25 protein-coding genes and 1 pseudogene are annotated in these 25,230 nt (G+C 57.9%); 9 read left to right on the top strand and 17 right to left on the bottom strand.

What is annotated here, in order from left to right:
• Nucleotides 1-5: 5 nt before the first annotated feature.
• Together DXY35_RS02050 and cobO are read left to right on the top strand one after the other, a co-directional pair.
• The gene (locus DXY35_RS02050; protein ID WP_115080721.1) at nucleotides 6-638 is read left to right on the top strand and encodes a class I SAM-dependent methyltransferase; all 633 of its coding nucleotides are present in this window, start codon (nucleotides 6-8) and stop codon (nucleotides 636-638) included.
• 38 nt (nucleotides 639-676) lie between these two features.
• Nucleotides 677-1,342 carry a cob(I)yrinic acid a,c-diamide adenosyltransferase gene (gene cobO, locus DXY35_RS02055; protein WP_115080723.1) on the top strand — a complete coding sequence of 222 codons (666 nt, stop codon included), beginning with the start codon at nucleotides 677-679 and terminating at the stop codon, nucleotides 1,340-1,342.
• 18 nt (nucleotides 1,343-1,360) lie between these two features.
• Here cobO and DXY35_RS02060 read toward each other — a convergent pair whose 3' ends face one another.
• Nucleotides 1,361-1,555, bottom strand: coding sequence for a hypothetical protein (locus DXY35_RS02060; RefSeq protein WP_114988539.1), 195 nt, complete (start codon nucleotides 1,553-1,555; stop codon nucleotides 1,361-1,363).
• Nucleotides 1,556-1,638: 83 nt separating this feature from the next.
• Between DXY35_RS02060 and pyrH the strand changes: the two genes are divergently transcribed.
• Genes pyrH through DXY35_RS02075 form a run of 3 tightly spaced genes read left to right on the top strand, consistent with a single transcriptional unit; the run spans nucleotide 1,639 to nucleotide 4,078 of the window.
• Nucleotides 1,639-2,352 (top strand): UMP kinase, encoded by a 714-nt coding sequence (gene pyrH / locus DXY35_RS02065; RefSeq protein ID WP_115080725.1) that lies wholly within the window; start codon nucleotides 1,639-1,641, stop codon nucleotides 2,350-2,352.
• Between the two features lie 41 nt (nucleotides 2,353-2,393).
• Nucleotides 2,394-2,942 (top strand): ribosome recycling factor, encoded by a 549-nt coding sequence (gene frr / locus DXY35_RS02070; protein WP_115080727.1) that lies wholly within the window; start codon nucleotides 2,394-2,396, stop codon nucleotides 2,940-2,942.
• Entirely contained in the window at nucleotides 2,939-4,078 is a 1,140-nt protein-coding gene (locus DXY35_RS02075) for an NAD(P)/FAD-dependent oxidoreductase (RefSeq protein ID WP_115080729.1), read from the top strand. The genes frr and DXY35_RS02075 overlap by 4 nt, the downstream gene beginning before the upstream one ends.
• Before the next feature lie 441 nt (nucleotides 4,079-4,519).
• Here the strand turns inward: DXY35_RS02075 and DXY35_RS02080 are convergent, their stop codons facing one another.
• The gene (locus DXY35_RS02080; RefSeq protein WP_115080731.1) at nucleotides 4,520-5,764 is read right to left on the bottom strand and encodes a serine protease; all 1,245 of its coding nucleotides are present in this window, start codon (nucleotides 5,762-5,764) and stop codon (nucleotides 4,520-4,522) included.
• Nucleotides 5,765-6,339: 575 nt separating this feature from the next.
• On the opposite strand from DXY35_RS02080, the gene DXY35_RS02085 reads away from it, so the two are divergent.
• Nucleotides 6,340-7,155 carry a hypothetical protein gene (locus DXY35_RS02085; RefSeq protein WP_115080733.1) on the top strand — a complete coding sequence of 272 codons (816 nt, stop codon included), beginning with the start codon at nucleotides 6,340-6,342 and terminating at the stop codon, nucleotides 7,153-7,155.
• A 140-nt stretch (nucleotides 7,156-7,295) separates the two neighbouring features.
• On the opposite strand, the gene DXY35_RS02090 is transcribed toward DXY35_RS02085, so the two are convergent.
• From DXY35_RS02090 to DXY35_RS02130, 9 genes and pseudogenes are all read right to left on the bottom strand, one after another.
• A complete protein-coding gene (locus DXY35_RS02090; RefSeq protein WP_115080734.1) occupies nucleotides 7,296-8,207 on the bottom strand; it encodes a serine protease in 912 nt (303 codons plus the stop codon).
• Between the two features lie 516 nt (nucleotides 8,208-8,723).
• Nucleotides 8,724-9,962 carry a serine protease gene (locus DXY35_RS02095; RefSeq protein WP_115080736.1) on the bottom strand — a complete coding sequence of 413 codons (1,239 nt, stop codon included), beginning with the start codon at nucleotides 9,960-9,962 and terminating at the stop codon, nucleotides 8,724-8,726.
• Between the two features lie 198 nt (nucleotides 9,963-10,160).
• On the bottom strand, nucleotides 10,161-11,642 hold the full coding sequence (locus DXY35_RS02100) for a deoxyribodipyrimidine photo-lyase (protein WP_115080738.1): 1,482 nt from the start codon (nucleotides 11,640-11,642) through the stop codon (nucleotides 10,161-10,163).
• A gap of 53 nt (nucleotides 11,643-11,695) precedes the next feature.
• A pseudogene (locus DXY35_RS02105) lies at nucleotides 11,696-13,186 on the bottom strand (MFS transporter).
• The gene (locus tag DXY35_RS02110) at nucleotides 13,149-13,532 is read right to left on the bottom strand and encodes a cyclic nucleotide-binding domain-containing protein (protein WP_115080740.1); all 384 of its coding nucleotides are present in this window, start codon (nucleotides 13,530-13,532) and stop codon (nucleotides 13,149-13,151) included. Before DXY35_RS02110 ends, DXY35_RS02105 begins: the two are co-directional and overlap by 38 nt.
• 14 nt (nucleotides 13,533-13,546) lie before the next feature.
• Entirely contained in the window at nucleotides 13,547-14,719 is a 1,173-nt protein-coding gene (locus DXY35_RS02115) for a transaldolase (RefSeq protein ID WP_115080742.1), read from the bottom strand.
• A 48-nt stretch (nucleotides 14,720-14,767) separates the two neighbouring features.
• The gene (locus DXY35_RS02120) at nucleotides 14,768-16,573 is read right to left on the bottom strand and encodes a penicillin-binding protein 2 (protein ID WP_115080743.1); all 1,806 of its coding nucleotides are present in this window, start codon (nucleotides 16,571-16,573) and stop codon (nucleotides 14,768-14,770) included.
• Complete coding sequence (locus DXY35_RS02125; protein ID WP_244272861.1) at nucleotides 16,573-17,061, bottom strand: hypothetical protein; 489 nt, start codon at nucleotides 17,059-17,061, stop codon at nucleotides 16,573-16,575. Before DXY35_RS02125 ends, DXY35_RS02120 begins: the two co-directional genes overlap by 1 nt.
• Nucleotides 17,062-17,064: 3 nt before the next feature.
• Nucleotides 17,065-18,327, bottom strand: coding sequence for a CPBP family intramembrane glutamic endopeptidase (locus DXY35_RS02130; RefSeq protein WP_115080745.1), 1,263 nt, complete (start codon nucleotides 18,325-18,327; stop codon nucleotides 17,065-17,067).
• 76 nt (nucleotides 18,328-18,403) lie between these two features.
• Here DXY35_RS02130 and DXY35_RS02135 point away from each other — a divergent pair, with 76 nt between their 5' ends.
• Both DXY35_RS02135 and DXY35_RS02140 read left to right on the top strand, forming a co-directional pair.
• Complete coding sequence (locus tag DXY35_RS02135) at nucleotides 18,404-19,732, top strand: histidine phosphatase family protein (RefSeq protein ID WP_115080747.1); 1,329 nt, start codon at nucleotides 18,404-18,406, stop codon at nucleotides 19,730-19,732.
• Between the two features lie 4 nt (nucleotides 19,733-19,736).
• Entirely contained in the window at nucleotides 19,737-21,002 is a 1,266-nt protein-coding gene (locus tag DXY35_RS02140; protein ID WP_115080749.1) for a dihydroorotase, read from the top strand.
• Here DXY35_RS02140 and lepB read toward each other — a convergent pair.
• Nucleotides 20,992-21,657, bottom strand: a complete 666-nt coding sequence (lepB, locus tag DXY35_RS02145; protein ID WP_115080750.1) for a signal peptidase I — start codon at nucleotides 21,655-21,657, stop codon at nucleotides 20,992-20,994. The two genes, DXY35_RS02140 and lepB, sit on opposite strands and share 11 nt — an antisense overlap.
• A gap of 78 nt (nucleotides 21,658-21,735) precedes the next feature.
• Here lepB and DXY35_RS02150 point away from each other — a divergent pair, with 78 nt between their 5' ends.
• Nucleotides 21,736-23,241 (top strand): hypothetical protein, encoded by a 1,506-nt coding sequence (locus DXY35_RS02150; RefSeq protein ID WP_115080752.1) that lies wholly within the window; start codon nucleotides 21,736-21,738, stop codon nucleotides 23,239-23,241.
• Here the strand turns inward: DXY35_RS02150 and DXY35_RS02155 are convergent.
• The 5 genes from DXY35_RS02155 to DXY35_RS02170 all read right to left on the bottom strand — a co-directional run bounded on the left by DXY35_RS02155 (nucleotide 23,204) and on the right by DXY35_RS02170 (nucleotide 25,202).
• Nucleotides 23,204-23,566: an arsenate reductase family protein gene (locus DXY35_RS02155; protein WP_115080754.1), complete on the bottom strand. Its 363-nt coding sequence runs from the start codon at nucleotides 23,564-23,566 to the stop codon at nucleotides 23,204-23,206. The genes DXY35_RS02150 and DXY35_RS02155 overlap by 38 nt on opposite strands.
• A 3-nt stretch (nucleotides 23,567-23,569) precedes the next feature.
• Nucleotides 23,570-23,929 carry a 2Fe-2S iron-sulfur cluster-binding protein gene (locus DXY35_RS02160; protein WP_114987966.1) on the bottom strand — a complete coding sequence of 120 codons (360 nt, stop codon included), beginning with the start codon at nucleotides 23,927-23,929 and terminating at the stop codon, nucleotides 23,570-23,572.
• Between the two features lie 69 nt (nucleotides 23,930-23,998).
• The gene (locus DXY35_RS02165) at nucleotides 23,999-24,508 is read right to left on the bottom strand and encodes an inorganic diphosphatase (protein WP_115080756.1); all 510 of its coding nucleotides are present in this window, start codon (nucleotides 24,506-24,508) and stop codon (nucleotides 23,999-24,001) included.
• Entirely contained in the window at nucleotides 24,450-24,710 is a 261-nt protein-coding gene (locus DXY35_RS12565) for a hypothetical protein (RefSeq protein WP_170950482.1), read from the bottom strand. Before DXY35_RS12565 ends, DXY35_RS02165 begins: the two co-directional genes overlap by 59 nt.
• 87 nt (nucleotides 24,711-24,797) lie before the next feature.
• The gene (locus DXY35_RS02170; RefSeq protein WP_244272863.1) at nucleotides 24,798-25,202 is read right to left on the bottom strand and encodes a resolvase; all 405 of its coding nucleotides are present in this window, start codon (nucleotides 25,200-25,202) and stop codon (nucleotides 24,798-24,800) included.
• Nucleotides 25,203-25,230: the final 28 nt, after the last annotated feature.

Genomic DNA, 25,230 nt, shown 5'->3' on the forward strand with positions numbered 1-25,230 from the left:
CAACGATGACCTCATTTCTGAGGCCGCTGGCCTACCGCTACCGCTGGATTTACGACACGGTCACGGCGGTGTCGTCGCTGAGTGTTGGCGGGGTGGAGCGCCTGCGGGGCCTCGGGCTCGAGGCGGTGCAGCCCCATCTCAAGCCCGGCGCGGCGGTGCTGGATCTCTGCTGCGGCAGTGGCGAAGCAGCGGCCCCCTGGCTGGCGGCGGGATACGCCGTGACGGGGCTCGATGTCTCCCCCCGAGCCCTGGATTTGGCCGCCCAACGCCACCCCAGCCTGGAGCGGGTGGAAGGGCTGGCCGAAGATCCGCCCCTGGCCGATGCCAGCTTCAGTGCCATCCAGCTGAGCGTGGCCCTGCACGAATTCCCCCGCAGCGATCGGGAACGGGTGCTGCGCAGTGCCCTGCGGCTGCTGGAACCGGGCGGCTGGTTGGTGCTTGTGGATCTGCATCCGGCCGGACCTTGGCTGAAGCTTCCCCAGCAACTGTTTTGTGCCCTGTTTGAAACCGACACCGCCACAGCCATGCTGGAGGACGACCTCCCCACCGAGCTGGAGCAACTCGGGTTCAGCAGCGTGAGCCAGGAACTGCTGGCGGGTCGGGCCCTGCAACGCATCACGGCCACTCGGCCTCGATAGAACCAACAGCCTCTCAAGAGCCAACAGCCTCTCCTTCCATGAGCACGAACGACCTCGATCAATCCGCCGCGGAACTGGGCATGGGAGGGAAGCTCGCTCCAGAAACCGACAATGCCGGTTACCGCAAACGAATGGAGCGGCGCCAGCAGGTGCAGAAGCAACGGGTGGAGGAACGCAACAAGGAGAAGGGCCTGGTGCTGGTGTTCACCGGCCAGGGCAAGGGCAAAACCACCGCCGGGCTTGGGCTGGTGTTGCGCACCCTTGGCCATGGCGAGCGAGTGGCGATTGTTCAGTTCATCAAGGGGGGCTGGGAGCCCGGCGAAGCACGGGCACTGCAGGCCTTCGGTGATCAGGTGAGCTGGCATGCCCTGGGGGAAGGCTTCACCTGGGAAACCCAGAACCGAGAGCGGGATCAGCAACTGGTGGAGGCGGCCTGGCAGACGGCCCTGGGCTACCTGCGCGATGCCAGCGTGAAATTGGTGCTGCTGGACGAACTGAACGTGGCCTTGAAACTGGGCTACATCGAGGCCCATACGGTGATCGCCGGATTGAACGAGCGACCGGAGCTCACCCACGTGGCGGTGACCGGCAGGGGGGCACCAACGGAGCTTGTGGAGCGGGCCGATCTGGTGACGGAGATGACCCTGGTGCACCACCCCTTCCGCGAACAGGGGGTGAAGGCCCAGGCGGGCATCGAGTTTTAAGGGTTGAACCAGCCGGTCTCAGGCCGCTTCAGCCGCCTCGAGATCATCCTGAAGATGACGGGTAGCCGCGGTGAGCACCGAAAGCCCACTCACCAACAGAGCGCGATGCACCACCGGTTCACGCCAGCAGTCGGGATCCTGACTGGCCCGTTCCAGGGCTGAAAGCGTGAGACGGGCCATTACACCGCTTTGGGTGGCATCGGTCTCTGGCATCAAACAGCCGCGGTTTCCCCATCCAAGCGGCGATCAGAGGCTTGTGCCAGTGCTTGCTACTGTCGAAAGGATCTGGACCGTAGATGACCTACACACGCGTCCTGCTGAAACTCAGCGGCGAAGCTCTGATGGGATCTCAGGGCTATGGCATCGATCCCGCCATTGTTCAGTCGATTGCTTCCGATGTGGCCAAGGTGGTATCCGATGGCACCCAGCTGGCGATCGTCGTGGGCGGCGGCAACATCTTCCGCGGGCTGAAGGGGTCTGCAGCGGGCATGGAGAGAGCCACAGCTGACTACGTCGGCATGTTGGCCACGGTGATGAACGCCATCACCCTCCAGGACGGGCTCGAAAGGGCTGGTGTTCCCACCCGAGTGCAGACCGCAATCGCCATGCAGGAAGTGGCGGAGCCTTACATCCGTCGCAAAGCGATCCGGCATCTGGAGAAAAACCGGGTGGTGGTGTTCGGCGCCGGTTGCGGCAACCCGTTCTTCACCACCGACACCACCGCTGCCCTGCGGGCCGCCGAAATCAATGCCGATGTGGTGTTCAAAGCCACCAAGGTGGATGGGGTCTACGACAAAGACCCGGCCAAGCATGCCGACGCGGTGAAGCACACGCAGCTCAGTTATCAAGACGTGCTCAGCGGCGAGCTGGGCGTGATGGACAGCACCGCCATCGCCCTTTGCAAAGACAACAACATCCCGATTGTTGTCTTCAACCTGTTTGAACCTGGCAACATCGGCAGAGCCGTGGCCGGGGAACCGATCGGGTCCCGCATCGGCGACCCCTCCTAAACAACGCCAACCCAGTTCGCACGCCTCCTCCCTCAGCAACCATGTCGACCCAGGACCTCGAAGCCAGCATGCGCAAGTCGGTGGAGGCCACCCAGCGCAACTTCAACACGATCCGTACCGGCCGGGCCAATTCCTCCCTGCTGGATCGCATCAGCGTGGAGTACTACGGCGCTGACACACCGCTGAAGTCGCTGGCCACCCTGTCGACCCCGGACTCCCAGACCATCCAGATCCAACCGTTCGACATCAGCGCCCTGGCCTCGATCGAGAAGGCCATCGCCATGAGTGAGCTCGGATTCACCCCCAACAACGACGGCAAGATCATCCGCATCAACGTGCCGCCCCTCACCGAGGAGCGCCGCAAGGAGTTCTGCAAGCTGGCCTCCAAGTACGCCGAGGAAGGCAAGGTGGCACTGCGCAACCTGCGCCGCGATGCGATCGACAAGATCAAGAAGCAGGAAAAGGAAGGCGAGTTCTCCGAAGACCAAAGCCACGACGAGCAAGACGGCGTTCAGAAAACGCTCGACAAATTCATCGCCGAGCTGGAACAGCACCTGGCCACCAAGGAAGCCGACATCCTCAAGGTGTGAGCAATGAATCAGATCGGACCCACGACGTCCTGATCGTCGGGTCCGGGGCCGCTGGTGGTGCGGCGGCCGTGCATCTCGCATTAGCGGGCCATGACGTTCTGATGCTTGAGCGCGATGCCGAGCCGCGGATCAAACCCTGCGGTGGTGGCATGGCGGCCTCCGTACAGCAGTGGTTTCCGTTTTCATTGGAACCGGCGGTGGAACAGGTGATCCGCCGCGTGGATTTCAGTTGGTGCCTGGAGGATCCGGTGGTGGCCGAATTGCCAGGGGATGCACCGTTCTGGATCGTGCGCCGCGAAAGGCTCGATCAACTGCTCTCAGATCAGGCCATTCAGGCGGGGGCGGAACGCCTTTCAGGCGTTGAGGTCAATGACATCCGGCGTCATGGAGACGTATGGCACGTCACGGCAACCGATGGACGCCATTGGCAGGGGCGGGCCGTGGTGATCGCCGACGGTTCGGGGTCCCCTTGGCCCCAACTGCTCGGCCTGGGAGCCAAACAACCCCAGATGGCCACCACCATGTCGGTGCGGCTCGAGGGTCAAGGCAACCTCAGCGATGGCACCACCCGTTTTGAATTCGGCCTGGTGAAACAGGGCTTCGCCTGGGCCTTTCCCCTCGCAGGTGGTGTGAATATCGGTGTAGGCAGCTTCATCGGCAAGCAGGATGCCGACCCAGAGCAGGTGCTGGCTCAGCTATTGCCGGATCTGGGCTTCGCCGCCGATGCAGGCATCCGTCAGCGTGGGCAACTGCGGGTGTGGAACGGCCATCACCGTCTTGATGGCAACGGCATTGTTGTGGTGGGAGATGCGGCATCACTTTGCGACCCATTTCTGGCAGAAGGACTACGCCCTGCCCTGATCAGTGGCTGCGAAGCTGCTCGACATCTAAGCCCATGGCTCAGGGGCGACAGCAAGGATCTGCGGGGCTACAGCCGCAGCATGCGGGAGCGCTGGGGTGAGTCGATGGCATGGGGCCGGCGCATTGCCCAGGTGTTCTACCGCTTCCCCGGTGTGGGGTATCAGCTGGGGATCAAGCGGCCCACCGCACCACAGCGGATTGCTCAGATTCTCTCCGGGGAGATGGGCTATGGCGACATCGCCCAACGGGTGATTCGAAGACTACTTATGAGATAACCAATTTCAAGATATTGACGGCTGAAGAGATCAACTTAAACAGGTTTCTCACCATGTATACGCGATGCATAACAGATGGAATAAGAATCTGGCCTTCCTTTAACAAACACATTCTCGGCAGGTCGAGCAAGCAATTGAGCGGATCACCCCCCCCGAGCAGAATGATAAAGGCGAGGCCCTAACAGCAGAGGAAAGACCCCAAAAAAGTCAATACCTTCACCTCAACAAAGGCCAACACTCCAAAGAAACAATTGCCAAAAAAAGCATTCAACACTCGGATAGAGGACCTTCCAAATCAGGACAAGCCACGAGTAATCAATGTTGCCAGGAAATCAAAAGAGACTTAACAGCCATTACAGAAGGCAAGTAAGATCTAAACAAAAAAAGAGGGCCTGAACCGGCCCTCTAACGTTGAAGCAAAGCTCTCTTTAAACAATCAGTTTATTTGCAATAGCCCAACTCATAGAGGCTTTTGCCTTTAACTTTAACTGCACAAATACTATTGAGCAAGGAACCAATATTTCCCTCACCGACCATTTTGCTATCAGCATTTGTATAAGAAGATTTAGGATATTCTTTGTTTTTACCCAAACGAGAAGACCAATTATCCTTCGGTCGATTGGGATCTGATGCGCCCCAAGAGGTGACCCCCACAACTGACATTGAGCTTTGAGATCCCTTTGAAGCACCACCCGAAAAAGAAGGAACACCTACACTAGCGGTATCAAAATTGACAAGCCAGGCGCCACCACTCGACCCACCAGTAAAGTTAGATCCTTGATAAATTTGCTCGCCTTTTCCTTTGCATTTAGCAAGATATGCGGGGCCATCCTGGCGCTGCATAATCAGACCATTATCCAGGAGGCCCGGGTAACCCACTGTTGTTACAGCAGCGGTCGTACGCTTTGTTTTTGAATTCTTTCGGAAAGAATACCCCCCCCAAGAGTAACCATACCAACCGGTAGTTTTACCGAGAAATTTGCCGCTTTCAGGCTGCAAAGCGATAATTGCTACGTCGTTGTTTCTACAAGCTCCACTTCCAGAATCTGTGCCGTTATACCAAGCTCTTGGAAGAACCTCTACAAGGGACTTCCATGTGCCATAAGGAGTACTAGTCTCGGAACTATCGGCATATAAAGCCGGATAATAAGTAAAATCAGTATAAAACTTTTTACCGCCGAAAGGTCCCACACAGTGAGCAGCTGTAATCAGAATTGAAGGGCCAATCAACTGGGCTGAACAAGAAAATGTCTTACCATCATTTTTAAAAGTTAATTTCCCGGCAGCACGATAAGGATAAGTGGCAGTTAAATAACCCTTTTTGGATGAAGTAATTCCTTTTGAGTAACCTGCCCTTACCCGAGTAGAGGTATAGGGGATACCGAAGCTGCCCCAAGCTCGCGAATCACGACCTTTGGACTTGATTACGCTTCGACCATCGAAGCTTCTAGAAGAGACGCCTGCGGCACCTGCAGCCGAAGAATCAAACTGAGGTTTTTGATTACCTTTTGGTCGAGGCATCGGCTTTGCCGTCTTTAAAGATCGCAGATCAGAGGATGTGCTTGAGGATGCCTCAGCAGTGACAATAGGGCTAATAACATCACCCGTCTCTGCAAACACGGGAAGGTAAAATGCGCCAGAAGCTAGAAGAGCGCTTGACAAAAGCGCGAACCGATTGATCTTCATAGACAAACACGAAAAACCTCTCCAAGGCTAGGCAATTTTTTTCTCCCCAGAAATGAAATTAACATTCACTTAAAATTCAAGTTGAGCTGCTATCACTAGCAAGGCTCTACCAACCAAGTCATTTTCAACACAATCTCTACTGATTTTAGACCATTTATGTGGACAAAATGGCTCATCATGACATCACCAATGCTCCCGCTGAACCACAGCTATCGGCATGAGAATCAAAACCCACCAAGATAGGTTGAAATTAATCAACGCCGTGCTCGTCAGTTGACCCAGCCGAGTCCATTCAGGCAGACATCCACAAAAGGGACTCTGGGGCGACCTTGACTCCAGTCTATTAAGCACCGGGCATAAGCGATTTGAAATCGCTGAATTCAATCACCGGATGATCCCAAATGTTCTTCATAAAAGAACGGCACCAGTGCATCCGAGATTGAAAGCTGTTGACACTATGGCCTGCTATTCATTCGCATGGTCTACCGCAGGACTAAAGACCATGTCCAAACGCAAACATATTCTTTCGAAAGCAGAAACTACACTACAATTGTTAAATTAGAAATTCGTTACCCTTGCAGCGTCGTCTTGCCACTCATATTGCAGCCGTAATTGTTGCTTTTATTTTTATTGGGGGCGCAATCAAACCCGGTCGAACTCAGACAAAGATCCTTGAACAACAAGATCTCGAAGCCATAAGCAGCCAAGAAAACATCGCCGAAACTGATTTCGAGAATAATGATGACAACGATGAATTAGAAGATTTCAGCTCCTTATTGCTACCTAAAAACAGTGCCATTGTTTGCCGTGTCTTGATGGATGTCGTCATGGATCCCGAGAGACGTTATTCACTCCCCATCACATTGCTTACAACACTAGATGTCCATGATGAGAATGGAGAAGTTGCTATTCCATCCAATTCAATCGTCTCAGCCAATATCCAAAAACAAGAGCAGGGTGATCTGATTAATATTGAACGCATTGTGTATCGGGGTTTAGCCGTTCCCATCCAGGTGGATGGTCGACTCATACCAGCTCAAATCCGCCCCGAACGCTACGGCGAATACATAGAACCGCCCCAATCGAAGACTGCATCGATGTTTGAAAGCATTAATGACTCAAACCTAATCCCCACTCTTTTGGGCTTTGCCTTAGCAGATAGCTATAATGAGAACAACAATTCATCATCGATTCCTCCCATCTTAATAGGAGTTCTGGGAGCTGAAATTGGCATCAACTTATTAACATCAATCTTCAACGAAGGGCCTCAAAAAGTACCACCACTAGTTGAGATTCAGAAAGATACCTTGATTGTGTTTACCCTCACAGAACCCCTCAAACTCCCCGAATCACTAGCACCAGCATCGACCTTAGTTGACACTCAACTCTAATCACTAAGTATTGATAAACACTACCTCTCCGCAACTATGCACATAAAAAATACGCTGTTTTTTACGTTAAACACGCAGATAAAAAAAGGCCCACCCCTTCAAATGGGAATGAGCCTCTGATCAAGCAAAATAGACTTGGTTTATCTGCAGTATCCTTTGGCTTGCCAACCCCCATAGCCAACACCACAAGTCGAAGGCATTAAAGCACCGATATTTCCTGCCCCCCAGTTCGTTGTTCCATCGGAATAACTCGAAGAAGGGAACTCAACATTTTGCCCAAACATTGAGGCACCAATCAGGTTGATATAGGGATTGACATAGCCCCAACTCGTTACACCTAACACAACATTACGTCCAGAATCATAACCAGCCCATGATCCGGAATTATGTTTTGCATCCGTGCCGAAATTCACAAGCTCTGGCCCACCAGACCTTCCTCCCGATTGAGAGCTTCCCCAGAGAATATTTTTTACATAGGTGTAAGGCACGTAATACATCCCAACGGAATCTGTTCTAATCATCACGCTGCCACCAGAGCGGCCACTCTTGGAGGAGCGATTTGAGCCCTTTTCTCGGCTCAGAGCAACTGGATAACCAAGCTGCGTGATTTGCCCCATGGAACGAGACGAAGAAAATGTCGAACCTGTCGTGAAGCCATAACCATTCCAGCCATAATTATAATAGTTTGCACCCTTACGGAAGGGAAGTTTGTTCGGCTTCGAATTAAGGATAAGAACAGCCACATCATTGCTATTAATCACGCTTGTTCCCCGACAATTTCCGTTGTAATAACATGTGGGAATCCAGAAGGTTTTTACCTTCCAACAGCCAATCGGTCCTGCTTTTTTGACATTACTGGAGCTTGTAGCAGCTGGAACAAAGTAAATGTCAGTGGCCCATCCCGATAAACCCTTCCCATATTCATGGACACAATGGGCTGCAGTAACTGCTAACCCTTTACCGATCAATGAAGCACTACACACATAAGCTGAATTGCCAAAGCGCATATGCAACTTTCCTGCCGCCAAAAATGGCTGCGTGGACGTAATCACATTTTTTATGTCTTTCTTTTATGGACCCTTCATCGGGTTTCACCAAAGCAGTCGTATAGGGCCATTTATACGTTCCATAGGCTTTGGAACCTCGTGACTTTTGACCGTAAAATCCAGGCACATGCTTAACGTTATTGTGCTTTGCCACGTTGCGAAGCCTCGGCGGTTCACTTTTCAGCATTGGAAGCCGACTTTTACCCCCCGACCAGGAACTCATCTTTGTGGAATAATCTGAATCCTTGACGTCGTAGCTGGTTACACCATCATTGGTATCAGGAGCAGCCATCACTGTCGAAGAAGACAACAGAGAAAGCGCGAGGCAAGGCACGAGAAATGATTTCATCGCAAGCCATAAGATTTAAGAACAACAAAGCGTCTTAGCTGAACGACCTGCGGTTATTTTTTCTATCGTCGTTGAAAATTAAAGCCACTTCTGCACACAATCTAACCTCTCACGCTCATGCATTAAAAAAGGCGGAGAAAAATTCTCCGCCTTAAAACACTTAGCAATTCAAATTAACGACACCAACCTTTAGCCTGAAGACCAAGATAGCTGCTCCCCTTGCCGCATGTGTAGCGCATCAAAGCACCGATATTTCCTGCCCCCCAATTAAAGCCTGCTCCATCCGTGTAGCTTGGTTGATCGAACTCATCATTCTGACCGAACCATGAAGCACCTTGAAGGTTGACAGTCGTAGAAACGTAGCCCCAGCTGGTAACTCCAATAACAAGACTGGAATTTGCCTTTGAACCAGCGCTAGAACCTGGACCGTAATTAGGCTTAGTACCAAAATTGACAAGTTCTGGACCACCTGAGCTACCGCCAGTCTGAGAACTACCCCACACCAGATTCTTCACACCAGCTGCCTCCAAAGAATACATTGCAGGTGAATCAGTTCGGATCATCGCACCACCACGATTGGATGAGGTATCACCGATAGCTGCTGGGTATCCAAGCTGGGTAATCTGTGCCATAGACTTCGAGCTAGCCAAAGAAGATCCAGTTGTGAAACCATAGCCATTCCATCCATAATCATAGTATCCAACGCCTTTTTTCCAAGGCAATTTGTTTTTCTTACCGCCAAGAACGACGATCGCGATATCATTGCTACTTACAACACCGCCGGATTTATTTTTACAAGTGCCGTTTATGTAACATGTGGGGTATACAATATCTTTCGCTTTCCAGCGCCCAACCGGGCCTGAACTGGTTGAGTTAGCGCGCTTCGTTGCTCCGGGAATAAAGTAAACCTCATCAGCTATTCCTGATTTACCTTGACCCCAATTAGCAATGCAGTGCGCTGCAGTGACGACAATGCCTTTGCCGATCATTGATCCACTGCAAACATAATTACTATTCCCAAACCTCATAAATAGTTTGCCGGCATTCAGAAAAGGAACTGCTGATACTGCAGCATTTTGATCCTTTTCCTTCGGCTTCTTACCAAGCTTCACCAAGGATGTGGTGTAGGCCCACTTTGCCGTTCCGTAGGCATCATTTTTTCTTCCCTTATCGACGCTGGATCCAGGTACACCGTCACGACGGGAGGGGGAACGCAACTGATTGGCTCTAGGGGGATTCTTCCGCATGGGCAGCCTGCTTTTGGGATTGCCACGAAACGAAGATTGTTTCCCATCGTCGCTGAGCTCATGCACCGCAATTCCTCCATCAGCAGAGGCAGCCATCAGCGCGGGTGCACCAGCGCCAAACAGAGCAAAACTGGCGGCAGCAGCGGAAAGCAATTGAATTTTCATCGAGAAAAGAAAATCATTTTCACCCTACCCTGCGCAACCATTCAAAACATTAGAAAACCATGAAATCTATAAGCATGCTTTATGGATCTAGCAAGCCTCTTTGAAAGCCAAAACAGAGGGTCTCGCGTGCAATCTTCCAGACTGCGAAACACATGGGAGATTTGTCATCCCCTAGGGGAAGCTTCTGTTGCAGCGCAACTAAAGACCGAGGCTGAGCTGCTGGCTACCGTTGTCGGGTTGCTGAGGTTGGCGCCGGCGGCGGCGAGCCGTTGTTGGCTTCAACCCCGCCTTACGGGAGCCGTGCTTGCGCTGAATCGCATCGGCATGGCGATCAAAACCGGCTGATCGGCGAATTGCCCAGATGCGATCTTTGGCCTCCTGCATCGATGTGGTGACGTCAACGATCGGTGCTGGCATGCCACCCCCCAGCATCCAGGGCTCATGAATGTGAATCGTGGGCACATCCTTGAGTTCAGGGCACCACTGACGGATGAACAGCCCCTGGGGGTCGTGGTCCATGCCCTGCTTGATCGGGTTGTAGATCCGAATCGTGTTGATCGAGGTGCTGCCCGACTGCATCTGGCACTGGCTCCAGTGAATCCCCGGTTCGTAATCCACAAACTGGCGCGCCAAGTGCAAGCCACTATCTCTCCAGGGAAGCCAGAGGTTGTAGCTGGCGAAGGACATCAACATCGCCCGCATGCGGAAGTTGATCCAGCCATGGGCCCGCAAGGCGCGCATGCAGGCATCCACAAAGGGGACGCCGGTGCGACCTTCGCTCCAGGCCGTCAAGCGCTCAGCGTCAGCTGCACGAATGCCCCGCATGAACGGATGGAAATCGCTGAATTCAATTGCAGGCTGATCCTCCAACTTCTGAATGAAATGGCAGTGCCAGTGCAGCCGTGATTCAAAGCTGCTGACGCCGCGGCCGCTATAGCTGCGGCTGGTCTGCAGCACTTCCCGCATCGAAAGGCAACCCCAGGTGAGATAAGCCGACAGGCGCGAACACCCGGTGAACGCCATGTTGGGGCTCGACATCGCCCGTTGATAGCGCTGAGCGCGGTGCTGCAGAAAGTCGTTCAGCTCCTCAAGGCCGATCGAACGCCCTCCGATCTGACGCTGCGGACACACATCCGACAGCAGATCTGAACAGGGATGCTCCGGGATCACACCGGGATCAATGCCCTCCAGCGATTGCAATGCGGCCGGCACGGGGGTGATGGGCTCCGTCATCTGAACCTCCCAGCGTTTGGCCCAGCCATTGCGGCTGCGCATCCGGCGCGTCACCCCGAACTGCGGAAGTTCCGTCCAGACGATGCCGTGCTGACGGGCCCAGGCGCCAATGCGTCTGTCGCGGTCATACGTCCAGCCATTGCCGGTTTCCTCATGGCTCCACAGCCCATCGATGCCGAACTGACGCCGGGCCCGTTCGAGCACCTGCACCACATCTCCAGTGCGCACCACCAAGGGTTGGCCCCGATCCGCTAAGGCCTGGCGCAACTCCAGCAGAGACTCCCGGCAAAACATCCACTGCCGCCCGGAGGCATCGGGCTGCCGCCACAACTCCGGCTCCACCACATACAACGGCAGCACCACACCACGCTCCACAGCAGCCGCCAGGGGCCGGTGATCAACGATCCGCAGATCACGCTTGAACCAGACGATCTGCAGCGCGGCCATTCACTGCAATGAAAGGAACCCGGTTCTAGTGGATCCGGAGCTCCAGCCAAGCTTCAATCCACTGCCATTTCAATGACATCGGCAAAGCGGGTTTTCACCGTGTTGCGGAAAGCCACCACATCCAAGCTGCGCGTCATCAATGCGGCACCCAGGAAACAAACCATCTGCAGGCCGAACACGCCGCCATAGGCAGCAAACAAATCACCACCGTTCCAGGCTTTGAGCAAGGTGAGCAGACCGCCTCCACTGATGGTGGCCAGGCCGCAGGAATAGGCATAGCCCGCCCCCCAAACACCAAGCAGAAAGCCGCTGCGGCCGGGCTGCACAAAGCTGAACATCAAGGTGAGGCAGGCATTCATGCAAACCCCCAGTGACAGGCCAAACAAACCAACGGCAGTTCGCAACAGGGGGATGGACTGCCCAGAGCCGGCCCAAAGCATCACCAACAACGCCAAAGCAGCCAACACTGCACCCACCCGGGCCGTTCTGATGTTGCCGACACGGTCAATCAAGCAGAAGCCACTCAGACCCAAGCCAGCAAAGAAGCCCAGGGCAAGCAACACATTCAGCGATGTGGTGGCACAGACACTCATGCAAAAGACGGCGGCACCGTAGGGCTCAAGCACCGCATCATTGAGGAACATGCTGAAGGTGAACAGGCACAGCACCCCGAGGAAGCGGCCGGCCTGGGGGATGCTGCGGAGTTGCAACAACAACTGGGGCAAAGCCAACCGCTGGGGGACATCGGGGGGGACCGACCCCGCTGGCAGCATCAAGCTTGTGGTGCGGCGCTCCACGCCAAAGACCGACACCACCCCAAGCCCCAGCAACAGCAGCGGCGTCACCAGCGACAGACGCTCCAAACCAGCCAGCACCGCAGCGCGGCTGGCATCAGCCGCACAGGCACTGCCGAACACCTGATTCACCAGAACACTTCCCAGCAACACCCCCAGGAGACGCATCCCTCACACCACTGACAGCACCCGCGGCCGTTCGGCTTCCGTGGTGCGATCCGCAATCAAGGCTGAAAACGCCGTGCCACCAGCGGCAATCGCGGTGCCGATCCCAACAAAAACCAGGATCAACAAACCCATCAGCAGCGCATTCAGCTCACCGCCGGAGGCCTCCATGCTGGTGGCCAAGCGCAGCACCAGTTGGCAGGCAACACCGAACAACAGGGCAATCGCGACAGTGCTGCTGATGATGAAAGGCGTGCGCCGCAGCCGGCTGATGGGGATGCGATCGGAACGATGGCCGAACCAGGCGCGGGTGAAACCCATCAACTGCTGACCACCAACGGCAACCGCCGCCAGCACCGCCGGGACCTGAATGTCTTGAATCAAGAGACGATTCAGCAGTCCCAGGATCAGGACGCCGAGGATCCCCAGGCTGAGCTGGAACAAACCCAACCGCAGCGCAAGACGCAGGGGACGGCTGTGCACCAAGCCAGACTCAAAAGTTGGGCAATTATGCCGTTTTCGCTTTAAAAATCGCCCCGCCCATCGATCATCCGTCGGCCAACTTGATGTCCCGCAAACGGGCATCAATCGATGCGAGGAGTTGCACTGCGAACATCGGTGTCTCCTGAACCGCAAACAGGAACTTGTCGCGGTTCATGGCAATCAAACGGCAATCCCTGGTGGCCGTGGCGGTGCTCAGACGCTGATGGTCCTCCATCACCAAGGCCCCTGCGCCGAACACATGACCCACAGGGATGTCTTCATGTCCCTCATGGCCTGCTGAATCGATCCAGGTGAGCCGCACCGATCCCTCCAGCAGGCCGTACATGCAGGTGCCGGTTTCGCCGGTACGAAACAGCACGTCACCCTGATTGAGATGAATCACTTCGGCCTTGCTGGCCAATGCACGCATGGTGTCGAGGGCATGCATGGAACCAGCGCGACTCAGACAGAGGTCAGCGTCAGTGTTGCGCCAAAGCCTTGGCGCACATCCTCCTGAGAGATCAGGCCGTCGTGGTCCTGATCCAGGGCATCAAAAATGGCATCACTTCCGAGCCATTCGTCGCGGGTGATCGAGCCATCGCCGTTCATGTCGTTGAGCATGAAGATCTCGGAAACGGCGTGGCGGAAGGCGGATCCACCCTCCAGTTCAGCCAGACGATGGGCCAGTTGATGCTCCAGGGTTTCAATGGCTTTGCTGAAGCCTTTAATGCCCTCGGTGAGTTTGTCGCTGGCCATCCGATCGTCCTGCATTAGGGCATCAAAGGTGGCGCGATCGACGTGGATCTTGGCTTCGCCATCGGTGGGATGGGCGGCATCCAATTTCTGGGTCAGCACAGCATCCGTCTCACGGAGCTGATCCAACAACTTCGGTGAAATCGTGAGCAGATCACAACCGGCCAACTCCGTGATCTCATCGATGTTGCGGAAGCTCGCCCCCATCACCTCCGTGCCGTAGCCGTGGGTCTTGTAGTAGTTGAAGATCTTGGTCACCGAAATCACACCCGGATCCTCAGGTCCGGGGTAAGAGTCGCGCCCGGTTTCAGCCTTGTACCAATCCAGGATGCGCCCCACGAAGGGGGAGATCAGAGTGACGCCGGCTTCGGCACAGGCAACGGCCTGACCGAAACCAAACAGGAGCGTGAGGTTGCAGTGAATCCCCTCTTTCTCCAGCACCTCGGCAGCTTTGATGCCTTCCCAGGTGGAGGCAATTTTGATCAGAACCCGATCGTTACTGATGCCGGCATCGTTGTACAGACGAATCAGCTTGCGCCCTTTTTCAATCGTGGCGTCGGTGTCAAAACTCAGGCGAGCATCCACCTCCGTTGACACACGACGGGGAACAATCTTCAGGATCTCCTTGCCGAAGATCACACTGATCTCATCGAGCGCTTCCCGCACCACGTCTTCCACCGCTGCATCACTACCCATCAACTTGCGCGATGACCGCAAAGCCTCATCAATCAGGCTCTGATAGGCCGGAATCTGTGCAGCAGCCAGGATCAACGACGGGTTGGTGGTGGCATCCCGAGGGGTGAACTTGCGGATCGCCTCCAGATCACCCGTGTCGGCAACGACCACGGTCATTTGTGAAAGCTGATCGAGCAGGCTGGCCATGGTGTACGACGGCTCAATACCCGTAACGTAGCCGCGCTTTTTGATGCGTCAGCTGTTCAAAAGCTTGTTCAATTCAGCAGGTTTTGAGGGGGCGATGCGCTCCACAACCAGCAAGGCATCAATGATCTGTTTGGCGACAGGAACGGCCACGGTGGAGCCATAGGCGTGTTCGCCTTGGGGCTCATCCACCACCACAAACACCACATAACGGGGATCCTCAATCGGCAAGGTCGCCACAAAGCTGCAGATCTTGGCTCCTGGGAGATAGATCCCATTGAGGGCCTTCTGCGCCGTTCCTGTTTTGCCACCAATGCGGTAGCCGGGTGTTTTCACACCCTTGCCACTGCCCTGATCCACCACAGATTCCATCCACTGGAGCACCGTGCGCGTGACCTCCGGGTTCAGCAACTGCTGACCACTGGGTGCCGCCGCCGGAGCCAAGGCATCACCCGAGCGGAAGCCACGGGTGATGTGGGGACTGATCAACTTGCCACCGTTGGCCAGCATCCCGTGGAGCTGCACCAGCTTGAGCGGTGTGAGCGAAAACCCCTGACCAAAGGCCGTCGTCGCCGGCTCGATCGGCTGACTGGTGAACTGCTTCTTGCTCTTGAGCTGACCAGCCACCGCTCCAGGGAGGTCGGTGTCAGGACGCTGATTGATGCCAAGACGCTCCATCCAGTTCCAGTAGGCGTCGTCGTCAAGACGGCGCATGGCCTGGACCATGCCGACGTTGCTTGACACCTGCAGCACGGTGGCGAAATCCACCAAACCATGGGCTTTTTTGTCGTGGTTGTTGATCGGCCAACCACCGACCATCAGCTTGCCCACATCATTCACCCGATCCGTCGCCTGAATGGCACCGTCCTGAAGGGCCAGAGCCAGGTTGATCGGCTTGAACGTTGAGCCCGGTTCATAGAGATCCTGAACGGACCATTCACGAAACCGCCCCGTCGGGAAATCCCAGTAGCGGTTGGGGTCATAGGTGGGTGTCGATGCCAGCACCAACAACTCACCGTTGGTGGCATCCATCACGATTGCGGCGCCCTTCTGGGCTTTCCACTTGGCAACCTGCTCCGCAAGGGCTTTGAGGGCCACCTGCTGGAGCCTGGAATCCAGCGTCAGCTGCAGGCGCAAATCATCGCCATAGAAGGCTCCCGGGGCGAGGTTGGCCGGCAATGGCGTGCCATCAGCGCCGCGGCGGAGGTATCGGGTTTGCTCATGGCGAGCCAGATCCCCATTACGGCTCTGCTCAAGACCCGCTTGAGGTTGCCGCTCCGCATTGAGAAAACCCACCACGTTCGCGAACAACGACGCCTGGGGGTACACCCGCTGGGGATAGGCCTCCAGATCCAGGCCGCTGATTCCAAGGTCCCGGATGCGATCGGCCGTTTCCGGATCCAGCTCCTCAGCCAATTTGATCCCCGAGGCCTGGGTTCCCATGGCCTTCAGCAGCGCAGGCGCAGGACGAGCCAAGGGATCGGCCAACACCGCCGCCACATCTTCGGCAGGGCGGACGAGGTTAGGGGCATCTCCCGGCATGTTGAAGTAGCGGGGATGGGCCCAGAGCCGGAACCGCTTTTCATCCATCGCGACCAAACGGCCGGTGCGATCGACGATCGGACGGCGTTGCCCCAAGGGTTGGGTGCGCTGGGTTTGCAGCTGACGGGCACGCTGCTCCAGGTCGGGGGCTTGCACCAACTGCAGCCAGGCCATGCGACCCACCAGCCCCAGCAAGCCTGCCGCCAGGATCCAGAAGATGATCCAGAGCCGCTTGGGGGGAACCTGGGTCAGGGGAACGACTCGCGCGCGGGAGCGGCGCGAACGGATGGGTCGACGCCCTGGCGCCCGCGTCATCAGTACCCCGCCCGGATGGGCTGATTCCCCAGGGCCTGGAGCGATGCCATGGGCGAGGAGGCGGAGGCTTGCAACGCCCCCAGATCAGGGCGATCAAGATGCACCAAATTGGCCACCTGCGTTGGCACCAGGCGGTTGGGCTGCTGAGACCGCAGCAACAGATGCTGTTCCATCACAGCGGTTGATTCCGTCAAACGGTGCGCCTGGGTTCTGGTTGCCTCCAGCAGGCGGAAGGCCACAGTCCAGCGATGCTGCCAGTGCAGCGTGAGACCAGCCAGAACGGCAACCGCCGCAATCAACCCCAGCAGCGTGCCGTCCATCAGGCGATGGAGCCCCCCAAGAAGAGGCGAGCGTCGTGCAATGCGTCCGGAGGACAGTGACCCTTGAATCAGCTCGAAAGCTGTGGTCGATGCACGCTGTTCCGGAGCGGCAACCACCGGGATCACAGGCGAATAGGCCAGTGAACCACCTGCAGAAAGGCGGGGCAAGGTTCAGAGCAGCAGCAGGTTCAGGAACGTCACGGCGTTCCAGAGCCCATGCATCAGCACCGAAGGCCACAGGCGTCCGCTGCGCAGCCGCACCAAACCAAGCCCAACCCCCAACACCGTGAGCGGCGCCAACTCGCCAACACTGATGTGGGCCATGGCAAACAACAGGCCACTGAGCAGGACCCCCGGGAGGGGACCGAGTCGCATCGCCAACACCGGCAACAAGGCACCGCGGAAAATCGTCTCCTCAAACAGCGGGGCCAGCACAACCGCAGTGAGCGCAAGCAAGGCCAGGGCAAGCGGATCACGGCTGCCGAGCACCAACTCCAACAGCGGATTGCTGCCCCCGGGATCACCGACCAGGCGCACGAGCAACCACCCCGTGAGCATCACCACCGGCGTCACCATCAACCAGCCCGCCAGGGCATCCCGCAGAGCTGAAAGCAGCGGACGCACGCGCCACTGCATCCACCCCCCAAGCGGCGCCCTTTCCATGGGCAACGAGCGCAGTTGCCGCCACAGGATCAGCAGGCTTGGCAGGGCCATCACGCCGTAGTTGATCACCACACTCACGGCTTCACGACGAGGACTGCCCAGCCCCGCCGTCAGTGCACCCACCAACGGAAGCGCCACCAGCGGAACGCCAACGGCACTGATCACCACAAAGCCACCGGCCACCAGCAGGGCCATATCAACCAGGGTCAGCTCCGGCCCCTGAACATCGGGCCAGGCCATCAGCCGACCTCGCAGCAGACGCCAGGCCTGACCAAACAGCAACAGTCCACCGAGCAGGGCCGTCACCAGGGGCAGCACCGTGCTGACGGCCAAACGGAACGCCGCTTGCCCCGCGGCTGCAGCATCGATGCAGAGCGTCGGATCAGAGGCACCCGCTTCGCAATGCAACTGCTGGAGCAATGGGTCGTCGTGTTGGCGTTCGAGCTCCGCTGCTGCGGAACCTTGGCCCTGCAACAGCAGAAGCATCTGTTGCTGCCGCTCATTGCGCTCCTCTGGGCTGATGCCCTCCAGAGCCTTGAGCAGCGCATCCCGCGGCGACTCCCCCAGGAGAGCGTCCCGCAACGGAGGCGGCACCGCTGATTCAGCGAGAAGCGTCAGCTCCTGCTGCTGAAGGCTCAGGGCCGGTGCCACCGAAGGTCTCGAGAGGCTGTCCATCAAGCCCGACAACCAGATGAAACCGGCCAAAGCGAGGGATAAGGCCGCCAGAAGTCCCTTCCAGCGCGGGGAAACCGGTTGTGGGGAACTGGGCACCAGCGGGCTTCAACTGCCCACGATTGTCCCCCCGAAAGGCCGCTTCCATACGATGGCCGCGCCCTGAAGCTGAACCGTGCCCCTTCGTCTTCTTCTGGTCCGCCACGGTCTCAGCAGTTTCAACAAGGAACGGCGGATCCAGGGCCGCGATGATCTCTCGAACCTCAGCGAGGAGGGGCATGAGCAGGCCCGGGCCCTGGGCCGCTCGCTTCAGGACGTGAGCATCCAGGCCGTCTACAGCTCCCCCCTGCAGCGGGCGGCTGCGACGACGGCGAGCCTGCTGGAGACCCAAGGCGGCCAGGCCCCAGATCCAGTCTTTGATGACGGACTGCTGGAAGTGGATCTTGAGCCCTGGTCCGGCCAGACCATCGACGAGCTGATGCAAGGCTCAACGGAGGCCTACAAGATCTGGAAGCAGCGGCCCATGGAGCTGGAGCTCCAGCGTCGTGATGGTTCGAGCTACAAGCCACTGCCTGAGCTGATGGAACAGGCGCGGGGCTTCATCAGCACACTGTTGGAGCGCCATCCCGCCACCGGCAACGACACGGTGCTGGTGGTGGCCCACAACGCCATCCTGCGCTGCCTGATGCTGGTGCTGCTGGGGGAACCCGACCACGGCTTCCGGCGTCTCCGCGTCGACAACACCTCCCTTTCGGTCTTCAACATCCGGCCGGGAGACAACGGCCCCCAGGTGCAGATCGAATGCCTGAACAGCACCACACACCTGCAACCGCTGCCGGAGAAAGGCAAAAACGCCAGGCTGATTTTGGTGCGCCACGGCGAAACCGACTGGAACAAAGCCGGGCGCTTCCAAGGGCAGATCGATATTCCGCTGAATGAGAACGGTCGCAGTCAAGCCGCGGCCGCCCGCGATTTCCTCAAAGACATCCCCATCGATCGGGCCTGGAGCAGCACGCTGTCGCGTCCAACCGAAACGGCCCAGATTATTCTCGAGGCCCATCCCGATGTGCCCCTGACCCAGATCGACGGACTGGTGGAGATCGGACACGGAGTCTGGGAAGGCAAGCTCGAATCTGAAATCAGAGAGGACTGGTCGGAGCTGCTGGACACCTGGAAACGGGCTCCGGAAACCGTGCAGATGCCTGAAGGAGAAACCATTCAGGACGTGTGGGCCCGTTCCGTCCGAAGCTGGGGAGAGATCGCTGGCGAGCTGACGCCTGAGGAAACGGTGCTGGTGGTAGCCCACGACGCCGTCAACAAAACGATCCTCTGCGACCTGTTGGGGCTGACCCCGGCCGACATCTGGGCCGTCAAACAAGGCAACGGTGGTGTCACGGTGGTCGACATCGCAGCCGATCCAGGCCAGCCTGCAGTGGTGACCTGCCTCAACCTCACCTCCCACTTCGGAAGCGTGATTGACCGCACGGCAGCAGGCGCTCTCTAACGTCATGAACGACACCTTGCTGCTGGATCCGGTGCGCGTCCTGCGTGGCCCCGGACATTCAGTGCAGCTCGGTGCAGTCCTGATCAACCAGGGGGTTCTCGTCGGCTTTGACGACGAAGCCCGGCAGCAGGCCCTGGGCCTGGGCATCAAGGCCAGCCCAGCACCGGATCAACTGGTCGCCCCCTGCCTGGTGGATCCCCATTCCATCCTTGAAACCCCCTTCAGTGGGGATCAAGAAACAGCCATAAGCCTGCGCCACTGTGCCGCCGCAGGGGGCTATGGCCAGATTGGCCTGCTTCCCCGCAGCAGCAGCTGGCGCGATTGTCCGGAGCGGCTCCAGGGATTCAGTCTCGAGCAGGATCAGACAGCAACGGTTCGTCTGCACCTTTGGGGAGGCTTCAGCCGCAGCGGCAAAGCGGAAGAACTCGCCCCCCACGGCGATCTTCTCGAACACGGTGCCATCGGACTGGCGGATGATGACGCCGTGGTTCCAACCCCGTTGCTGGAACGGGGACTGCTGCTCGGAGAAATGGGGGGATGCCCAGTGCTCGTGGCACCCCGGGATCCCGCGCTGCAGGGGGAGGGGCTGGTGCGGGAAGGCGTGGAGACGCTGCGGGCCGGGTGGCCAGCGGATCCAATCACCAGTGAGACCGTTCCCCTCAGCCAGTTGCTGCTGCTGCATCAACGCCATCCGGAACGACAGCTGCGGCTGATGAACCTCTCCACAGCAGCAGCGGTGCAGCAGCTTTCAGGCTGCGAGTTCCCGCCCCTGAGCAGCGTGAGCTGGTGGCATCTCCTCACCGACCGCAGCATGCTGGCCAGCAGCGATCCGGGCTGGCGCGTCTGCCCCTCCCTCGGTGGCCCGGACGATCGCGAGCAGTTGATCCAGGCCGTTCAGCAGCGAACGATCACCGCCGTGGCTGTGCATGCTGTTCCTCTGGATGAGGAGGACATGCTGTTGCCGGGCGACCAGCGCCCCGCAGGCCTAAGCGGCCACCATGTGGTGCTTGCTGCGCTGTGGAATGCCCTGGTGCGGCCGGGCCGCTGGACCACGGAAGATCTTTGGCAGGCCCTCAGCTTTGGGCCGTCAGCCCTGATCGACCAGCCGCCTGAACAGCTTGAGCAGGGCAGCCGGCGATGGCTGCTGTTCGATCCCGATCAACGCTGGACCATCAGCAGCAAAACCTCCGGGGCACCGCGTGCAGCCAACATTCCCTGGCTGGGCCGCGAGCTTCAGGGACGCGTTGTGGCCTGTGGCCTCAATTGCTGAGCGAACCGATGCGCGAAGGGGGCCAGAAGCGGAAGACGGCACGGCCAATGATCTGATCGTCTGGTAAAAATGGGCCGCCTGGCCAGCGACGGGCATCCTGGCTGTTGCGGCGGTTGTCGCCCAGCACAACAACGTTGCCTTCAGGGACCACGGCATAGAGGCCCTTGCAGCCAATCATTCCGTCGCGATCGGAGCAGAAGTTGGTGACGTAAGGCTCCTTGAAGGCCGTGCCGTTGATTGTTACGGCACCACGGCTGTTCACCTCCACGACATCACCAGGAACACCCACCACCCGTTTGATCCAAGCCTCACATTCGGGATAACGCTGCAACAGCACACGATCAACAACCCAGCTGATGCCTGGGAAGGTGACGAAGCCGCACTTGAGTGGATTGGGTTGCCCCCCCTCCAATTTCCAGACGGGATCAAAGGCACTGGGGGAGTTGAACACAACGATCTCTCCCCGCTGAGGAGGTCGGGAGCGGTAGGAAAGCTTCTCGACGATCAACTTGTCGCCCACCTGAAGACCCGGCAGCATTGATCCCGAAGGGATGTAGCGGGCTTCAAAGGCGAACTGCCGAAGCAGGAGATACAGCGAAACCGTGAACAGAAAAGGGGCCCAGAACTCCCAGATCGCGCTGACTCTGCCCTTCACATCGGAAGGTTCTCTCTCCGCGTTCAATGTGGGCAGGCTCAATCTTTCGACCCACGATAGGGGGAGCCTGCAGGCCCCATGATCCGTCCACGCTGGAAAGCCCTCAAGCCCCAACACGGCCTGTTCAGCTGGCGCCGGTGGGACCAGGCCATTGCTGTCATTGCCGCAGTCAATCTCACCTGGGTCGCCATCGACCTCACCTACATCCCCCTGCGCAACTTCTGGCTGCAACGCAATCTTTATCCGGTGCCATCGCTTCCCCTGGTGGTTCCCCTGCCCTGGCTGCCGGACATCACCCCGTGGCTGGATCCCCTCAAGGGCATCGAACCCCATCGCGACACCGAGGCTTACCTCAAGGCCTACACCGCCCTGGATCGTGCCCTGCGACAAAACGGCCCGCGCACGGCGGTAAGCACCGATCTGCTGCAGCACCAGGTGGTGCTCACCACAGCGTTGATGGACAGTAATCCGTTCATCAGTTCAGGCCAAGCCGGCGCCCTTGAAAAATTCAAGAACCGACTGCGCGCCCGCACCGGCCTGGAATCAGCCCGTGACTCCGCCAACCTTCTCCTGAGCCCCGAGCATCTGGAACGCTCCCCCTGGAGCCAGGAGCGTCAGTTCTGGAGCCAGCAGATCCTGCCGCTAGTGGAAAGCAACTACTGGCGAAGCATCGATGAAAACGGGCGCCCCAGCGATTTGAGCTGGCGCATCGACACGCCATTTCAACTGCTGTTTCTGCTCGACATTCTTCTGCGTGCCTGGCGCCTGAAACAGCGCTATCCGGCGATCCGCTGGCGCGATGCCCTGTTACGCCGCTGGATCGACCTGCCCCTGCTGCTGCCGTTTGCGCGCTGGCTCAGGGTGGTTCCGGTCACAGAACGGCTTTGCGGAGCGGGCCTCCTGCAACTCGAACCGCTGCGTGCCGTGATCAGCCGCGGCGTGGTGGCCCTGTTGGCTGTGGAGCTGTTTGAAGTGATCGCCGTCAGGGTGGTCGATGCTCTGCAGCAACTGATTCGATCACCACAGCTGCCGGAGAGGGTTCGCGGACTCTGCAGCTACCAGAGCAGTGATCTGAACGATGAGCGGGAGGTGATCGAGCTGTTGCGGTTGTGGCTTCCCCTTCTGCTCACCCGCATTGGCCCGGCCATGCGACCGCAGCTGCAAGCCGTGATCAGCCATCTGGTGCAGCAGAGCTTGGACCGGAACGTGGTGCCGGATGCCCTACGGCGACTACCTGGACTGCAAAACGCCGAATCGGAATTCAGCCGCCAGCTGGCAGAAAGCATGGTGACCTCCGTGCTCGACCTGTCCAAGGGAGCCGGAAACCGCATCGGTCAGCGGGACCCTGTTCTGGAATCGCTTGGATCCGAGGCCTTGGATCGGCTCTGGGAGGAGCTGGCCCACACCCTGGAACAGGGGCCTGTGCTGAGCCGCAGCCAGGATCTGCTGGTCGCCCTCCTGGAAGAGATCAAACGCTCAAGCTTCCGTCAGATCCGCGACCAAGGCGATGTGGACGCCCTGATCAGCGAATTGGATGGCTTGAACTTCAGCCCTGGAGTGCAGATTCCCAAAGATCAGGCTTGAAGCCGGTGAGGTAAGTGGAAGAGTTCACCTCCACGAACGGTCGTTTGATCAATTTTCCATCAGCAGCCAAGGCCTCGAGAGCCTCTTCATCCGACAGAGCCTTCACTGCTGCCGCGCCCATGGCGCGATAGCTCTGGCCGCTGGTGTTGAACAGCAGTTTCCTGTCACCGAGGGATTGGTGAGCGGCCACCAACATTTCCTTGGACGGTGGAGTCAGGGTGATGTCATGCACCTGATGGGCAATGCCTCGCTCAGTGAGCCAGGCCAATGCCTTTCGACAGGTGCTGCAGCGGTTGTAGCTGTAAACCTGAAGGGTTCCGGCCAAGGCTCAGCGGCCGAACAGGGATTTAATCGCACCAACGAGGCTGTTGGAGCCGCGGCCCACACCTTCAGCGGGGCGGGTGCGAACGGTGACATCACCAAACACTGTGGTGCGGCAGCTCAGGCGGAAGTTGGCAGGACGATCGGCCAGATAAACCTCTTCAACATCGCTGCGGGGGGACAGGTTGGCTTGCCCTTCAACCACCTCCATCACGCAGGTGCCGCACTGACCAACGCCACTGCAGTTGTTGAGGTTGTTGAGGCTCTTGTAGGGGTTGACGCCCGCATCAAGTGCAGCCTTACGCAGATTTGCGCCCTCGATGCAGCCAACCTGCTGGCCTTCCTGCTCGAATCGGATGGTGGGCACGGGTTCCGCAAATCTCAGTGCGCACCAACTTACAAGCATCCGGCCTGATCAAGGGGCTCTTGCCTGAGATCAATCGGCTGCATTGATGCAGGAATCAAGCAATGGCTGAACCGCATCGAGGTCGCGCCATCCATCAATCGATACGACGCTGCCCTGCAACGTGCGGTAGGTCCTGAAGAATTCCGCGACATCCTCCAGCTGGGAGGCAGCGATCTGACGAATGCTGCGGATCTCGTCCTGACGGGGGTCTGCGTCCGGGACACAGAGAATCTTCCCGTCATAAACATTCTTGTCGTGGAGGTCCAACACGCCGATGGGGCGAGCCTTAATCAGGCAACCAGCGAACGTGGGTTCAGCCATGATCACCATGGCGTCGAGGGGAGATCCATCCTCCGCCAGCGTGTTGGGGATGAAGCCGTAATCAAAGGGGTAACGCACCGAGGAGTGCATCACCCGATCCAGAACCATCACGCCGGCTTCGGCGGAGTACTCGTATTTGTTTCTGCTTCCTGCCGGAATCTCAACGATGAGATTCACCAAGCCTGGCGAAGGTGACGGGGGGAGCTGATGGAGATCCATGCCGATCCGAGGCGGTGGGGATCAGTCGCGGAGATGGGAAGGTTCGGTCCGTGATCACAGCCACAAGGGGAGCACTGAAACTGACAACAGCAATCAGCAATCCTTTGACGGCCGTCAACGAGGCGCGACGACTGAACGGCTCATCCGCCTCCGAAGACGCGATGGCGTCGTCGTTAGACGGGTGGGGAACATCTGAGGCCATAAAACGGGGGGCTTGAAAAGCTCCCTCTTCCGATCACAACGTTGTTGAACTCATTCTGTCACTGCAAAAAACAGGACGCACCGATCATTAAGCAGCGGGCCGGTCCTGCTGGTCGAGTCGTGCGCTCAGATCAGAGGGTGATGCCCCACTCGCCTCGAGATGGGTACGGATCAGCCGAAGCTCCTCAAGGATCGATCCCAGGATTTGCTGCGTCGCCGTTGAAGGAGAGTTCAGCACCTCAACAGTGACTTCTTTGATGCGGAGAACATCTTTGGCGAAGCGCGCCACCTCATTGGGGTGGAACATCAGCGGATCTTTCTGATCGCTGCGGTACTCCGGGTTCAGCTTGCGGGGGTTGAACGGAGGGTTGAGGTTGCGTGGGTCTGTGTTGGTGTAGCGATACACCGAAGCGCGGGAGCGATTCAGGGATTTCTGAACGTCGTCGATCCCCACCAGGGCCTCGGCTTGAGCTGACGCATGGGCCGGATCCATGGAAAGTTCGGTCGCTTGTTGAACGCTT

Origin of the sequence: Synechococcus sp. N32, assembly GCF_900473895.1 — a bacterium.
Taxonomy (GTDB): domain Bacteria; phylum Cyanobacteriota; class Cyanobacteriia; order PCC-6307; family Cyanobiaceae; genus Parasynechococcus.